Origin of the sequence: Shewanella xiamenensis, assembly GCF_014647135.1 — a bacterium.
GTDB classification, from domain to species: Bacteria; Pseudomonadota; Gammaproteobacteria; order Enterobacterales; family Shewanellaceae; genus Shewanella; species Shewanella xiamenensis.
Genome location: NZ_BMOP01000012.1, coordinates 94689 through 110744, shown reverse-complemented (window position 1 = coordinate 110744; position 16056 = coordinate 94689). Strand labels below are relative to the sequence as shown.

Here is a 16056-nt window from a genome sequence, read left to right as displayed (position 1 = left end):
TTATTAATCAATTTGTTAAATTTTAGCTGATTATCGACTTATCGCGCCAAAGTCTATCCGCTAAACCTGAGGCGCGCTGGGTAGCTTGCAAGCTAGCACGCTCGAAGACTTGCTGTGTGCCTAAACAGCTAAAGTGTTGTTTTGCACGGGTAATAGCAGTGTAAATCAGCTCTTTGGTGAGCAATTGCCACTGAACGAGACTAGGATTTGGCGGGAGCACTAGGGCGACTCGATTAAATTCACTGCCCTGACTTTTATGTACCGTCATGGCGTAACAGGTTTCGTGGCTAGGTAGCCTTGCGGGTAGTACTTTTAGCAGTTTGCCATCGGCTTTGATAAAGTGGGCCATCAGTCGGTCAGCTCTCTCTTCATCCTGCAAAATCAAACCAATATCGCCGTTAAACAGACCTAAGTTATAGTCGTTGCTTTGGATGATAATCGGGCGCCCGAGGTAAAACTCCTGCTGCGGCTGAATAAGTTTGGCCTGTGCTAACGCCTTCGTCACCGCAAGATTAATCCCTTCGACACCATAATCGCCGGTTCGCATGGCGCACAAAATGCGATATTGATTAAATTTGGCAATCGCCTCCATGGCGCTTGGCGGGCAAAATGGCTCACTCGTGTGTATTGTGGTGGCGTGCGTTGGTTGTAATAGGCGCAAATAGTCACCGTATTGCTCACAGGCCTGTGCAAGTAGCGCTTTAAGTCCGGTATTACTGCTAGGTTCACTGATTTTTGCTTGAGTTTGGCTGTGATCTACGCTGTGTTCTAGCCAGGTTAATTCGGCTAGCCCTCTTTGCCATACCGCTAAAATGCCCGCGATATCGGCACGATTGACTGCGCTGGCCAGCAAGCCAATCCCGGCATCGCCTTTAAATCGATGGCTGTGGGTTAACATACACAGGCTATCGCCAATTTTAGGCTCAGCGTGGATAAAGGGGGTTAAATTAAAGCCCGTGAGCGCGGTTAATTGTTCGGCCTGTGCTTGGCTATAACGCATTTTCCATTCGGTATGTTGCATCGAGGCTTGCTTAAGTCCGGCGCAAATATCGGCAAGTACGGCGCCTGCCTCAACTGAAGCGAGTTGGTCCTGATCCCCTAGCAATATTAAGCCTGCGTGTTCCGGCAATGCGCTAAGCAGCTTGTACATCATAGGTAAATCGACCATGGAGGCTTCATCCACAATCAAAAGATCGAGCCGTAATGGGTTGCCTTGATGATGGCGAAAATGTGCTGAGTTGGGGATGACACCCAGCAGGCGATGTAAGGTTGATGCCTCTTCCGGTACTTGCTTAAGCGCGGCTAACAGGGCTTGGGTTTCGTGGTTTTGCGCCAGTTCGTTTGTCGCTTGAGCCTGCTTAAGTTCCTGCTCGAGTCTCGCTTTAGATGCCTTAATGGATTCGCTTAAACGGGCGGCCGCTTTGCCTGTCGGGGCGACAAGTCTTATCTGCTTTGGTGTACCTAATTGTTGTAACAACAGCAATTTAGTCACCGTGGTGGTTTTACCTGTACCGGGGCCACCGGTTATCACCGCTAGCTTTCTACCGAGCGCAGTAGCGGTGGCGACCTTTTGCCAATCGATATTTGCTTCAACGGTTTGGGTTGCGCTTGGAAATAAGCAATCCAGTTGCCTGCGTAGTTGTAAAAGTGACTGATTATCCGATGCTAAAGGCTGCGAGGGCGTTAACGAAAGCGCCGTCGCTGATAACCTTGTTAAGGCGCTGGCGACTTGGGTTTCAAAATGATGATAACGCTCAAGATAGAGTCTACCATCCTCAAAAATCAGTGGTTTATTGCTATTTGGTGCTCCAATGGTGTCAAAGTGTTGCAGTGCGTCAATCAGTTCAGTAAGGCTTAAACGGATTTGACAGCGGTTTATCGATTCCGCCATCGGATTGGTTGGCACTATATATTCGAGCACTAGACAAGTATGTTGGGCCGACAGTTGCTGACTCAACAGGGCGCACAGCAGCATAAACAGTGGCTCTTGGGCGTCATTGGGATGAAGACGGGCCATCTCAAGGGCAAAATGGCGATCAAGTGCAGTGATAAGCCGCTCTTTTTCCCAATATTTGAGCAACTCAGCCAGTGGTGCTTTAAGTCTGAGTGCACCTGCATTGTACCAATTGGCTGCAAGGGCTGTGGCGTTATTCATATCGGTGCTATTCATATCGGTGCTGTGGTTCATGCCATCGCTTCCGTATTATGTTGACTCATATGGCTTTCATCTTGGCTGCGGTTAAACAGCGCATCTAAGGCGAGAATGAGCGCCTTAGGTGGCTTATCGTAGTAAACACCAAAACCGGGATACTGAACCGACATTCCCCGTAAAAACAAGTAATAACAGCCGCCGATATGGGTATCGTAGTCATAGTTTGGCAGTCGCATCGCCAAATAACGATGCAGGGCGAGGGAGTAGAGAATATATTGCAAATCGTACCTATGATCGCTAATCGCCTGCTTAAGCGCACCATAATGGTAAGCCTGAATCGTGTCGCCTAAATGGTTTGATTTATAGTCGGCGATATAAAACTGACCTTGATATTCAAAGGTTAAGTCGATAAAGCCCTTGAGCATGCCCTGTAATTCATCAAAATGCAGCGCGGTATCGTAACCAAATTGCCCGAGGAGTTGATTAAGCTCTGCATCTTTTAATTGATTTAAAGGCAGGTAAAACTCCATCTCCACTAAGGTGTGTTGCGGCGCGAGCGCGGCTAAACACAGCTCGGGATTGATGAGCTGATTATCCTGCGCCATTAATGCCAGCGGAGCCTGCAATATTTCCATATACCAGTCTTGCAATACGGTTTGCCATTCGGGGGCGATACCATATTGCAACATGGCCTTAGGTAGCTCTCGCGGTAAGTCGGTTTTAGCTTGGGTAAAATCAATTAACTCAAGCACTAAGTGCATAAAACTCCCCGCATTGGCACCGCGCTCAAAGCTAAAGCGATTGAGTAGCGGCAGTTGTGGCATATCAGCGGTATCTTGCCATGAGGATTCACTTAGGCTATTGGCTGATTCTGCGCCAAATACCGCGCTAACTTCATCATCAGCGCCCGGGCTGGCTTTGGCGTGGGGTGCATTTTTGACTAAGCCTGAATAACTGCCTACTCGCCATGGGGTGCGATACTGACGGGTGACATTACGGGCAGTTAAGGTGTGGGATTGCATTTCACCCGTGTGCAGCTTGCTATCAGCAATGTTGTCAGCCACACACTCAACGCTGATCGCTTGTGCATTCGACTCGACACCATTAAGCAGCGCCTGCGCCGCATTGTGCAGACGAGCAAAATCACAGTCGGCATCGGTAATGCCTAAAAGGTAACCGATAGCGGTTTCATGCAATTGGCTTTTGATCCCGGCTTTTAACATCCGGCTATGGTTAGCGATGTACAAATAACACAGGTATACGGGGCGGGTGAGCGCCACATAAAGTAGGCGAAGATCTTCGGCTAAGGTTTCTTGCTTTGCCTGCTCCCAGCCTTCGTCTGTGCCTTCAATATCCCATACCAGCTCTTGTGCCCCATCCGCATCGGTTCTGTGATAGAGCATGGGTGTCGGGCGGCGGCGATTATCCCGCGCAAGGCTAACAAAGGGGATAAAACACACTGGGTATTCCAGTCCCTTACTCTTATGGATCGTCACGATTTGCACCAGATTTTGCTCACTCTCAAGGCGAAGCTGCTGCTCATCTGCCCCTGTATTATCAATTAGTTGTTGCTCATACCAATTGAGTAGGGCACTGATGCCATCAATCTCAGTGGCCTTTTGCTGCAACAGCTCGGCTAAGTGGCGAAAATCTGTTAGTCGCCTCTCGCCATTGCTCGCCTCATCGGGCTCTTCGCTATCTTGGCTGGCAGTGGCGGTAACGCTGGGTGTTTGCAGTAGGCGTGCCACCATATGGGTAGCGTTGGCTAAACTCAGCAGCGCCGGCATAATGCCGCGCTTTTGCCAGATCTGATGTAGCGCAAAAAACTGTTCGAGCAGCATTTGGCGCTGCTCTTCATCTTGGTTAAAGGCATGAATTTGCTTGGCGCTATAGCCAAGTAGCGCGGTGGCGAGAGCGCTGCGAAGGGCGCGCTCATCCTTGGGACTGGCTAATGCGCGCAGAATGAGCGCCATTTCCCGCGCTTCCACTGTATCAAATACGCTGTCGCGACTTAAAAAGACCGCGCCAATTTGGCGTTTACTGAGCGCCGTTTTCATGACCGCAGCTTCGTTTCTATCCCGCACTAAGATGGCGATATCTTTGGCAATTAACGGCCCTTTTGGCGTATGGCATTGGCCATTAGCGGCCTCGGTGAGTAAACGGGTGATCTCGGCGGCGGTATCTTCGGCCAAGGTTTGTCTGGCGCTGGCTTTATTCAGCCCCGTTTCGCCCTCGCGTAACAGTTTTAACCGCAGTGCGGCACTATTGGCTGTACTTTCGACTAACTGTTTTGCCGCCGCACTGGCGGGTGTTTTGACCGGATCGAAGGGAATCGATTGGCTAATAAAAGGATTGGGATGCTGGGCAAATAGGTGATTCACTCCCGTCACCAGATTACGACTCGAGCGATAGTTAGTGTCGAGAAAATAGTGTGCTTGGGTTTGCCTGCGCGCCTCGATATAGGTGTAAATATCGGCGCCGCGAAAGGCATAAATCGCCTGTTTGGGGTCACCAATCATCAGCAGGCTTAATTTGCTATCCGTGCGAGCCTTAGGTTCGACAGCCGTCGAATTTTGCGCTTCAATCCCCAAACGGGTTTGATAAATCCCCGAGAAAATCGCAAATTGCAAAGGATCGGTATCTTGGAATTCATCGATTAAGGCCACAGGGAAGCGACTTGCCACCGCTTTTGGCAAAGTATCAGGATTGGCCTGCATCGCTGCGGCTAAGGTGGTCAGCAAATCATCCGGTGTCAGCACATTTTTAAGCTGTTTTTGCTTAGCAAACCGCTCGCTGATCCCTTGCTTAGCACTGAATAAAAACGCGGGTTTAATGGCGTTAATTAGCGTGGCTAATTGCTCCATATGGTCAAGCAGTGGTGCTTCACTGGCACTTGGGAGTACACCGCCTTTATTGAGCTTAAGCTCTGAGAGTGACAAGGCCTCAAGCACTTTGAGCGGCGGTAAGCCATGACCAAAGGCGATAAAGTTGTCCAGTTGGTCGAACATTTCCGCGAGTTTAGGGTAATTGTCGCTCGCCTTACCAAAACGTTGGCCGTTAAGTGGCAGGCTATGTAGTAGCTCTAACAGCGCGTCGCGGCCACGCGGCCAGGCGAGTTTAAAGCGTTGCACACTCTGGCTTAAGGATTCTGCCAAACGAGCAAAGGGCTGCACGGGTTTAAGCGGTTTTGCTTCACTGGCACCGAGCAAGGCCCGAAGCTGCTTGACTAAGCCATCGGGATCGCCAAATTCGCTGGCAATAATCTGGGCTAAATATTCCGGCAGCGGATAGCAGGCTTCACGCCAAAAGTCCCGCACCGCATGGTGCAAAAACTCGCTGTCGTCTAAGGTAAAATCTGACTCGAACAGTAAAGAGGATTCGAAGGCGAGATCGGCTAAGATCCGTTGGCAAAAACCGTGAATGGTAAAAATCGCCGCTTCGTCGAGGGATTTGAGCGCTAAGTCGAAGCGTCTTAGGGCGATAGCGCGCTCGGCTTCAGGGGTCTTATCGTACAGCGCCTGTACAAAGGGATCGTTAATTTCAAGCCCTAAGAAACACTTAAAAGCCACTTGTATACGGCGGCGAATTCTGTCCCGCAGCTCCTCGGTGGCGGCATTGGTGAAGGTTACTACCAGAATTTGTTCGCAACTCAGTGGTTCGCTTAAGCCATCCCCAAGCAGTAGTCGCAGATACAAGCCCGAAATCGTATAGGTTTTACCTGTGCCCGCACTGGCCTCTATCAATCGGCTACCACCAAATGGCAGAGTGAGCGGATCTAATGGCAGCGCCTGTGATGTAGTCGCAAGTATCATATTGTTTGATAGTTCACTCATTGCTGCGCTCCCTCTGATATTGCGGCTTGTGGTTCTACATTGAGTACAAACTCCTCAAGTTGGGCGAGGGTGTCTTTATGGTACAAGCTCAGCATGGGTCGATAGATCTCGTTGGCCAGTTTGCCAAAATTTGCTTCGGTAAAATCCTGCGGAAACCGAAATAGCCGCTGGTAATGGGGATCGGTGCCTTCGCCAAGCTCACCTTGTTCGTCCAGCCATTCGCTTTGCGCCGCCTCTAGCCGCACACTGTGTTGACTATCGTGCTGGCCATCAAGTTGACTGGTTTCATCCTGATTGATCTCTGCACTGGCGTAGGCAAGGGAGGTTTTGGGCATAAAACACAGTGGATGCAACTGTCCCTGATAAAAATGTTGTAACAAGTGAGCCAGTTGAGCATGGGCCTGCTTTGGTGCAATGGGCGAGAGAGCGTGAAAATGCCCCATATCGAGTAGATAGCTAGGTTGTAGATGATCGCTAGGTTGAGTTAGACCAGCGGCCATTAAACATAAATGGCGCAGATACAGCGCTAAAATATCCCGCCCATGGGCACTGCCGGGCCGACAACTGACCAAGCCTTTTGGACTGATATCATCAATGCGACCTTCGAGGATCACGCGCTTGGTTTTTACCTGATTCCCTGCGTTCTGATGAGGTAACTCAAAGGCGAGCCGAATATCCGCATGGCACGGGGGGACATCGCCACGCATAAATAAGGTTCTGCCGACAAGCGGCGCGATATCATGGCTATATTGGCGCAGCAGCAGATCATCAAAGGGCTGCATGGGTAAATTACCACTGGCTTTTAAGCGTTGTAATAGTTCGCTACTGGGCTGCGCCTGTCCTTGTTCGAGAGCTCCTTGCTCGAGCGCATCATCGAGCAACCTTGCCTGTAACAGATAACGCTCAAGCGCATTGAGGCTAAAAGGCTCATCATTATCATCCGCTTGAATATTCAGGTTTAAATCAACCTTTAGTGTGCGGTTAAAGAAATATTGCGCGGGATTACGAAAGAATCGGATAAAAGCGGAGATATCGACATGTTCTTCTTCGCTTAGTGGCTCAACATCTTGTTGAATATCACTATCCCCAATCGTGTCATCTTCGAGCACGATCAGCGTGTTGGCATCAATAAAACGACACTGGAGTGATTGCGTGCTGATGTCCGGTGGGCACCATTGCTGGCTGTAACTTTGTTTTATCGCCTGCGCTTGCGGCTCTGTTGACTGATACAGTTTAGGATCAAAAGGTTGTAGCGGCTGGTGGCTTATGATGGTCTCAAGCAATGCCTGTTGGGCGGCTTCATTACCCACGGCTGGAGTTTCTGCTGTAAGCGATTCTGGCACATAACAGAGCTGGCAATATTCAATCAGCTCGGAGACTAGCATAGAGGGAATGCGCTCCGAGTTATCCCGCTCACTGCGGCCAATATAGCTGATGTAAAGCTGTTCCCGTGCCGAGAGTAGTGCTTCTAAAAACAAGTACCTATCGTCTAATCTGCGGGAGCGATCGCCTTTGCGAGCACCAAAATGTGCCATCAGATCAAAGCCCACAGGATGTTGCATGCGCGGATATATGCCATCATTCATGCCGAGCAGGCACACCACCTTAAATGGAATCGAGCGCATCGGCATTAAGGTACAAAAATTTACACTGCCCGCAAGATAACGCTGGCCAACCCGTGACTCGGTTAAGCGCTGATTAAACCATTGTGCGAGTACTTCGATGCTTAAGTTCAAGGCGTTTGAGTGTAAGCCGCTTTGGTCTAAAAAATTGGGGTTAACGTCGTATGCCGTTGTATAGCTGTCAGCAGGGCTGGCGGCCAGTAACTCTTGCTCTAAGGTGGCAATGGCGTCGCGGATTTCCTGTAACTGCTCACGCTCATCCTCATCGGGGGCGTAAAAAGCATTTAACAGTTCAGTCAGTTCCAATAAACGCTGGCAAGGCACTTGAGGCTGGGCTAATTGCAGTGTGGTTTCATCGAGGACTTCAATAAAGTTCAACAGTTTGCCAAGGGCCTGTGCCGATTGGCCTTCTACCCCTGAAACCACTAAATAGCTTGGTGCCTGTGGGCTTGCTTGATACAAGGGGGCATCGTCCCTTAAGGCATAGCCCAAGATTAACCGTTTGATGCCAAAGGCCCAAGAATTTTGCTCAAAGGCAGGCACGCCCTGTTTAACACGGCTTTGCTCATCGCGCCCCCAACGCACACCGGCTTCATCTAACCAACGGCGGATCAGTGGTAGCTCGTCTTCTTCGAGTTGAAAACGCCGTAAAATCGCTGGCACTTCTAAAATGCTTAAAATATCGGTCAGTCCGAAGCGACTCTGATTAATATTGAGTAAATTCAAAAAGCTATTAATGAGTGGCGATTCCTGCGCCGCGCCGCGGTCGGCAATGGCGTAGGGGATATATTCGAGCCCCTGTTTGGCGGCAAACACCGCATCGATATAGGGCGCGTAGGCGGCGACATCTGGCATCATTACCACAATATCTTTGGGCGTGAGTTGGTTGTCGCGATCCAGCAGGTCGAGTAAATGATCGTGTAAGGTTTCGACTTCGCGCAGTGGGCTGTGACAGCTCTTGATTTGAATCGAATGGTCGCTGTTTTTTAACACTCTTCGATTAGCAACATCTTGATATAGCTCGGCATCTGGCCCGAGTACGCGGTCGAGGGTCTGCATTTCTAAGATATCGTATTGCACCCCGGCCAGCATGTTGGCATTGCTATGCGGATCGTTAGGATCGCCGCAGGGCTCGCAGTACACATCGTCGCCAAAATCGCAGTATTCGGGCGGGAGTTCGAGCAGCATATCGAGTAATTCGCGTCCCATTTTGCCATTGTTGGCAAGCAGCGGATTGCCGACCTCGAGTTTATCCTCCCATTGCTCGGCCAATTGGCGTTTACCAGCATATTGCAGTGCCATTCGCGCTCGATGCCGAGGATCGATAATATCGCCCCAATAATGCTGGCAGGGGCTGAGGTTAAGGATGATGACATCAATTCGGCCCGCGAGCTGGTGGAGCACGTCAATGGTTTGTGGGGCCATAGACGAAATGCCAAACACAAATAAACGCTCAGGCAATTTGGCAATGGAATGGGTGCTATCAGCCAGCGCGGCAATTAAATCCTGATGTAAATTGGCCCTGTGGTAATGGCTTTGACGCAGTTCGTCACGGTTGAAGGCAATCAGCGCCCGCCAAAGAATAGGTTGCCAGCGTTGTTCCTCATTTAATTTGAGTGCATCGAGTGGTTCATTGGCTTCCCATGCGGCAATCCAGTCGGGGCGGTAAACTAAATATTGGTCGAAGATATCGGCGATACGGCCGCAGAGCTGATAAAGCTTAATATTATCGGCGGCGATTGAGTTTGACGCTTCAAGTTGATTATTTGTTGTGCTCGAGTCGGGGCTGCTTGACTCCATATGACCTAAATAATGCCGCAGTGGCCCAAAGGATTCCTCCTCAAGTAGGCGAGGCAGTAGTTGCATTAATTTCCAGGTCATTGCCGCTTTAGTAAAGGCGTTTTCCTTGGGGACATTGGGCAGTAAATCGTGGCACAGTTGCCAAATAAAACTGGAGGGCAAAGGGAACTCAAGCGCGGCGGCAATGCCATTTTGTTTTGCAATTTCAAGGCGTAACCAAGTCGACATCCCAGGGCTTTGCACCAAAATGTGCTCGTTTTGCAATAACGCCGTGCCGGGTAGTGGTTGGCGCAAATACGCAGCGAGATGAGCACAGAGCACTTCCATTTGGTTGGATTGGATTAACTTCAGCATATTCGACTCACGATTTGGGATTGCTGTTATGCATAGCAAAGTGGCTTGGCAATTCTATGTGTTTGATTTATAAGATTCAACAATCTTGTCTGTCCGCGGTCTATCCTATCTATTTTAACTGTTTACTTGGGCCAAATAGCAGCCAGTTGAGGGCTTTGGCCGCGGCATTAAAGCGCTTTAGCGCCACTTGATAGTCGTTATCCGCCAAGTTTTGGTATTTCAATGCGACGTAGCTTTGGGTGAACGTGTCAAACTCACGACAAAACAGAGGGGATTGCTGCTGGTGCGTGTCAATAAGCTGTGCGGCAAAGTCGTTAGGACCTAGATGCTCAGGGCGTGAAATCCCAAATTTACTGAGTCGCTGGCAAATGCGTTGGTACTTAGCGCTGATGGGATCTTGTTCCCTTTTAAAGCGAAATAGCCCTACGCTGTAGGCGATATAGAGGCCAATAAGCCCAATACACATACTCATAAACATCGCGACTTTGGCCTTAGTGACTTCTCCTAAAATACCGCTTAGCACTTTGTTTTGTCGTTCTTGATTAAAACCGAGCACCCACAAACTCCAGTAATAATCAACGCTAGCAAAGCGTTGCCTCAACTCGTTGAGCCAAGGCATAGATTTAAACCGTAAACTGCTAAAAGGGCTTTCTTGCAGGTAACTTTGCTCAGGGGAAAACTCGGCATCAAAGCCTTGTTCAATCCGATTAGGTGCCACCATGGCGGTCGGATCAAAACGCACCCAGCCTTCATTCTCGAGCCATACCTCGGCCCAGGCGTGGGCCATGTATTGATACACGCTGAGGTAATTGGCCTGTGGGTTGTATTCTCCTCCTTGATAGCCTGTCACCATCCGTGCTGGTATGCCGCTGGCGCGCGCCATAAAAATAAAGGCAGAGGCATAATGGGCGCAAAAGCCTGCTTTGTTTTCAAACAGAAAGTCATCGACTTGTTGGCGGCCAATCGGTGGGGGCGTGAGGGTATAGAAGAACGGCTGTTGATTAAAATAGCCCATCATGGCCCAAAGTCGCTTATGGGGTTCTGGATATTTAGCCTTAAATTCAGCGGCGAGTTGGCGCGCTCGGGGATTGCTGTCCGCTGGCAGATTGAGGTTTATTTGTCGCTGTTTGCCACTTAAGGTGAGATCCATTTTCGCCTGAGGCCACGAACTGGCATTGTAGCCCATTCGTTGATCGACATTACGCAGCGCATAGAGCCGATAGTCGGGCAAATTCACCAGCTTATCATCTTGGCTGTAGGCCACATCAAGGCCAAATAGCCAAGGTTGATGACTGGGTTCGGCAATCACTTGGTAACGGTAAACCTTTGGTTGGCTATTGCTGGTACTGTTTTGTGTTTTTGGTGTTAACGAGGGCAACTGCCGCGCAGGGTCTGGCCTTGAGGGCGGAAAGAAAAACGCATCCTTTTGAATTTGTTTGATACCCGCATCTTGGCGCCATGTTAAGCCGTCATAATCTTCCAGCACTAGGGCGCGCCAGTAGAGTTCGGCTTGCGTGGGGCTGGCATCGGTAAAACTCACCCTAAATGCCAAGGCCGATGAGCGAGTGAGTTTACTGATATCGCCCACGGCAAGGGAGTCCGACAGCCCGGTTTGGGCTTCCTTCATATTGGGCACAAGCCAAAGCGGTGCAAAACGGGGCAGCACCAAAAAAAGTAATAACGCTAAGGGCAAACTTTGCAGCAATAACTTAGCGCCAATCCATGCCGTGTGTTGCCAGCGATATTGGTTTTGGTAGAGGGTGACCAGTACGCAGGTATTGATAATCGTGACGCCAATAAGGTGCACAGTATTGAGCATGGATTGGTGGTCAATAAAGGTGAGGGCAATTAAAAAATAGCCGACAATCACGACGGCTCTTACATCCCTAACACTTCGCATCTCAATGTATTTTAATGCATAACCTAAAATGAGCAGGTTGACTAAAGCGTTTAATAGCCCAATTGTGCCCGAGACCAGTGCCAGCGTGATTGCCGCGCCAACAGCAAGGCTTGTGACCAGATAACGGGGAGGTTTAGCGACTTTGCCGACATAGATACCAATGCGCCACAGCAAGCAAATAGCGCAGATCCCAAGGGTCCAAGGGGTGGTTTTATCAAATAACGGGCTGAGCACCGCTAAATTGGTGAGCAATAGCCAAAACAGGGTTTGACGACTGATATTATCCCCAGTTTGAGGTCCATTAGCGCGATAGGCATTTAGCTGAGCTGCACTTTCAGTGGCGATTGCATTGGTCATTGATTTGAGGCTCATCGGCGATCCTCAACATGTGATGCTGTTTGAGTGCTATGCCTGTGGGGAGGAATATGTGGCTTATGACTAAATCCATGATTAACCGATAATTTATCGCTTGTATCGTGCGTTTGTGCATGAGTTCCATAAAGCGCCAGCGCCCTTTGGCAGGCGATTCGGTGCGAGTTACCGAGGGCGGGCGCTAGAATAATATCTTCCCCATTAGGCTGTTGCAGCCAAAGGCCAAAATATTGCTCAAGCTGACTTAAGCGGTTCACCTGCCAGCTTAATTGACTGAGCTGCTGTTCGAGGCGCGTAGGATCAGGGGCTAATTTTAACCAGACCGGATCACCTTGGGGCTGTTCAAACTCCTTGGTTAACATGCCACGCCCTTGGGCCCATTGTTTCCATGCCACTTGCTTTAATGACTCACCGAGCACATGGGGTTTAAGGCCTTTATATTCATCAATGCCAACAATATATTTGCCTGCCCGCTCAAGCGGTTCGTCCTGTCCGGATTCCGTTGCGGCTTCAAGCTGTAAGGGGCTTTCAAGTGGCTGGGCATAGACAATATGGGCGTTATCAAGGTCGATATGCGACCAAGCACGGCAGAGTCCTAAAGGGTAGGTGGATTCAATCTTTAGCCGTCCAGCGGAGACTATTCCACGCTGCTGATTTGCAAACGACACTAGCGCTTGCTCGTCCTGCGTGCCAACGTGTTTGACTAAATAACCTAAATTATTCGGATAATTTAGGCTGATATGATGACTGCTGTGGTTTGAGTTAAGCAAAATAGGAAAAGTGATCGTCTCGCCCGCATACACCTCCGGCGGCGTCAGTGTCCGTAGTCGTAGCCCTGCTAAGTTTTTGTAACTATAGATAATGCAGGTATTGAATAAGCTGAGCAGCAAAATACTCAGGCCAATCACGAGATTGTTCTGATAGTTAGTACCAAACAAGTACAGTAGCAATACCAGCCCCAGCCAAACAAACCCAAAGCCACTGGGCAGAATAAAGATACTGCGGTGGCTTAAGGTGAACTCAGAACTGGGTGGCATGCGCCTTGCCAACCAGCGTTGCCAAAAAGCAGAAAACACGCGTTTCACACTGTCCTCATCTTCTTATCAATATTCACATTTAATGGCTGATTGAGCCGTTACATGATCGGATTCACACCTGCGAGGATCCGCTCCGAGAGCGCTTCTCCCTGTAATTGACTGCTGGTGCGCAGTCGATGTTCTGCCACGCTGCAAAACACCGCCTGCACATCTTCGGGCACTAAATAGTGTCTACCTTCTAAAAATGCCCAAGCCTTGGCTGCTTGTAACAGGGCTTTGGTTGCCCGTGGCGACAGGCCAATGGCGTCCGTTTGGCTGCGAGAATCATGGATTAAGGCCAAAATATAATTAAGCAGCGCATCGGATGCAGTGACCTTATCGCATTGCTCCTGCAATTGGGTTAACGCCAAAGGGGTTAAACATTGCGGCAGATTATCCAGGGTTTGCGGCGTTTGCACTGTTTTGAGCATTGCAAGCTCGGCATCGTGGCTCGGATAACCAATGGAAATCCGCATCATAAAGCGGTCGAGCTGGGATTCGGGCAGTGGGAAGGTGCCTGATTGTTCAGTCGGGTTTTGCGTAGCAATCACAAAAAATGGATTGGGCAATCTGTGGGTTATACCATCGACAGAAATTTGTTGCTCGGCCATGGCCTCGAGTAGTGCGCTTTGCGTCTTAGGACTGGCGCGGTTAATCTCATCGGCCAGCACCATCTGCTTAAAAATCGGGCCGGGATGAAACACAAATTGCGCTTGGTGTTTATCAAAAATCGATACCCCGAGAATATCGGCGGGCAGCATATCACTGGTAAATTGAATGCGTTGATAACTTAAGCCTAGGCTCTGGGCGAGGGCATGGGACAAGCTGGTTTTGCCCATACCGGGTAAATCTTCAATTAATAGGTGGCCACGGGCGAGAATACAGGCGAGGGCTAAGCGAATTTGCCGTGGCTTGCCCAATAATACCTGTTCAAGTTGTTGTAATAGTTGGCTTAAACCAGAATGTGCCACGGGAGACTCCTTGTGCATGGATGAGGTCATTCGCTCTACCACTATGGCGGAATATGTTGCGCTTAGCCAGTCGCTTTTACTGTAAAATCAAACGGCTTAGTGAGATTCCTATTGTCCATAGAGGGGTGAGCCGAAGCATTCGATTATCTGCACACTGTATGATTTGAGGCTGAAAAGCGTTAATAGAGTAGATAAAACTGCCAATTAGATGTTGGGTTTATTCGCTGTTTAATTTCTTTTTTGCTCAGGGCTATCGGCGACCCATGGCATTGACTCGACGACGCGGTGAATCGAAACCTTAGGTTTCTAAGCTTATGAACGAGAGCTATGGTCGTTCTCATGCGTCCCTGCATTGCACGACATTCAGGCGTCCTGCCTATCAGATGGCGAACTGGCCGTTAAACAGGGATGTTGATCAAGTCCATCCGTGGATGCAGGGCCGCCCGTCTGATGTGAATGGGTTCACGAATGCCTCGATGGCATTCCATTATCCATATCCTACTCGGTATTAGTACTTCCTGTATGTATTCCTGGACTTTCGCAACCGCAGTTTGCCCTAACTAAACCCACCAACTAAATATACCAACGGCTTAACGTTGTTGGCAGTCCACGCAAATGATTCTGCACTGTGGTAAACATATCGATCATTCGATGGTGATAAGTGTGATTTTCCATCAGCGTAGCCAAACCGTGTGCTGCAACAGCTTGTCTTTCGGCATCGTGTTCAAGGTAATACTCACATATTTCCATCAAATCTTGCGTATCTCGAAAAATCACTAAGTCCTTACCATTTGAGAACAGTTGATGCAGATCTTGCTTTTCATTGGTGAGCAGAAAACCACCACAACTTATGACATCAAACACTCGCAGTGGCAAGCCGTATTCCACAAAAGAGCGAGCTAAATTGATATTGATTTTGGCATGTTTGAATATTTTTGGCATCAGGCTGTAGTGGTCAGCGTAACCCGCATATCCCTTCGCAAATGCTTGCCATTCGTTGTTACCATAAACTCGAATTGGTAAGCGCTGTTCTAGGGTATGAATTAATTCAATTCGTTCTCGCCACGAATGCTCTCGTCCCAATAAGTAGGCCAACTTTTCTGCGGTCGTGAGATGGTGATCACCAACTAAATGGTAGCCCGATTCCTGTCTAATCGAGGCTATCAAGTCTTCACTAATCTGTTCGGCTAGCTCGAAAGTGTCACTGGGAGTATTCAAGCTTTCAATCAAGCTGTTACAGCTAGCTAATGTCGCTGTGGTTAACTTGGGCATAATGAATGAGTGATATTCAGTTTTGGTTAGATTGCCTACTAGGACAATATCATTGGCCAGAGACGTATCGTCTTCATGTTGCAAAACTTGGTTTATCCGCGCTAAGTTAGCGGCGACTGGCAGGTGATATACCTGCTTCACACCTTGGTCTCTCAGTCGTTGAGCAACGGCAACATCGTACATAAAAGTGAAACTGCAGGAATTATTAATCGCTTTATCGTAAACGGAGTAACAGGGCGTATCGATTACCCAAGCGAGATAAGGAATTTTGAGCAGTTCACACGCTTCAGAAACATACTGGTTAAAGTTGATAGTAAAAACATAATCGGGCCTATCCGTCATGATCCTCATGACGTTTTCTTTTATTGGCATATAACTGACTAAAAAGCCAAGATTGACCAACGCATCGACACAATCCTGTGCCACCACAGGATGCTCAAATACTATGATTCTGGCAGCATTAGTATTGCTTGATGTGTCATCCATGATGTGGTCTCCTGATATTAATCGTTGTTCACCGAAGCGAAATTTACAGCGTTATTCAAGCTAAATCATTCGGTTATTGCGAAGTCACTATACGATTAATTTAGCTATTTTTAAACCGCATTCATCAACTTTCAAACAAACTGCCATTTTAAATCAACAACATAATGCACTTTCGGTTTATCTACAACTTGTGCGAGTTAAAATAGTTTAAACAAGAA

At 48.9% G+C, this 16056-nt stretch carries 7 protein-coding genes; all 7 read right to left on the bottom strand.

The window, feature by feature from the left end; genetic code table 11:
• Positions 1-22 precede the first annotated feature (22 nt).
• Positions 23-2188 (bottom strand): exodeoxyribonuclease V subunit alpha, encoded by a 2166-nt coding sequence (gene recD / locus IEY09_RS12175; protein WP_188871236.1) that lies wholly within the window; start codon positions 2186-2188, stop codon positions 23-25.
• Positions 2185-5985 carry an exodeoxyribonuclease V subunit beta gene (gene recB, locus IEY09_RS12170; protein WP_188871235.1) on the bottom strand — a complete coding sequence of 1267 codons (3801 nt, stop codon included), beginning with the start codon at positions 5983-5985 and terminating at the stop codon, positions 2185-2187. Before recB ends, recD begins: the two co-directional genes overlap by 4 nt.
• Positions 5982-9761, bottom strand: coding sequence for an exodeoxyribonuclease V subunit gamma (gene recC / locus IEY09_RS12165; protein ID WP_188871233.1), 3780 nt, complete (start codon positions 9759-9761; stop codon positions 5982-5984). The genes recB and recC overlap by 4 nt, the downstream gene beginning before the upstream one ends.
• 109 nt (positions 9762-9870) lie before the next feature.
• Entirely contained in the window at positions 9871-12018 is a 2148-nt protein-coding gene (locus IEY09_RS12160; RefSeq protein ID WP_188871253.1) for a transglutaminase TgpA family protein, read from the bottom strand.
• Positions 12019-12029: 11 nt separating this feature from the next.
• Positions 12030-13118: a DUF58 domain-containing protein gene (locus IEY09_RS12155; protein ID WP_188871231.1), complete on the bottom strand. Its 1089-nt coding sequence runs from the start codon at positions 13116-13118 to the stop codon at positions 12030-12032.
• A 50-nt stretch (positions 13119-13168) separates the two neighbouring features.
• Positions 13169-14080, bottom strand: a complete 912-nt coding sequence (locus IEY09_RS12150) for an AAA family ATPase (RefSeq protein WP_047539638.1) — start codon at positions 14078-14080, stop codon at positions 13169-13171.
• A gap of 573 nt (positions 14081-14653) precedes the next feature.
• A complete protein-coding gene (locus IEY09_RS12145; RefSeq protein WP_188871229.1) occupies positions 14654-15838 on the bottom strand; it encodes a CgeB family protein in 1185 nt (394 codons plus the stop codon).
• Positions 15839-16056: the final 218 nt, after the last annotated feature.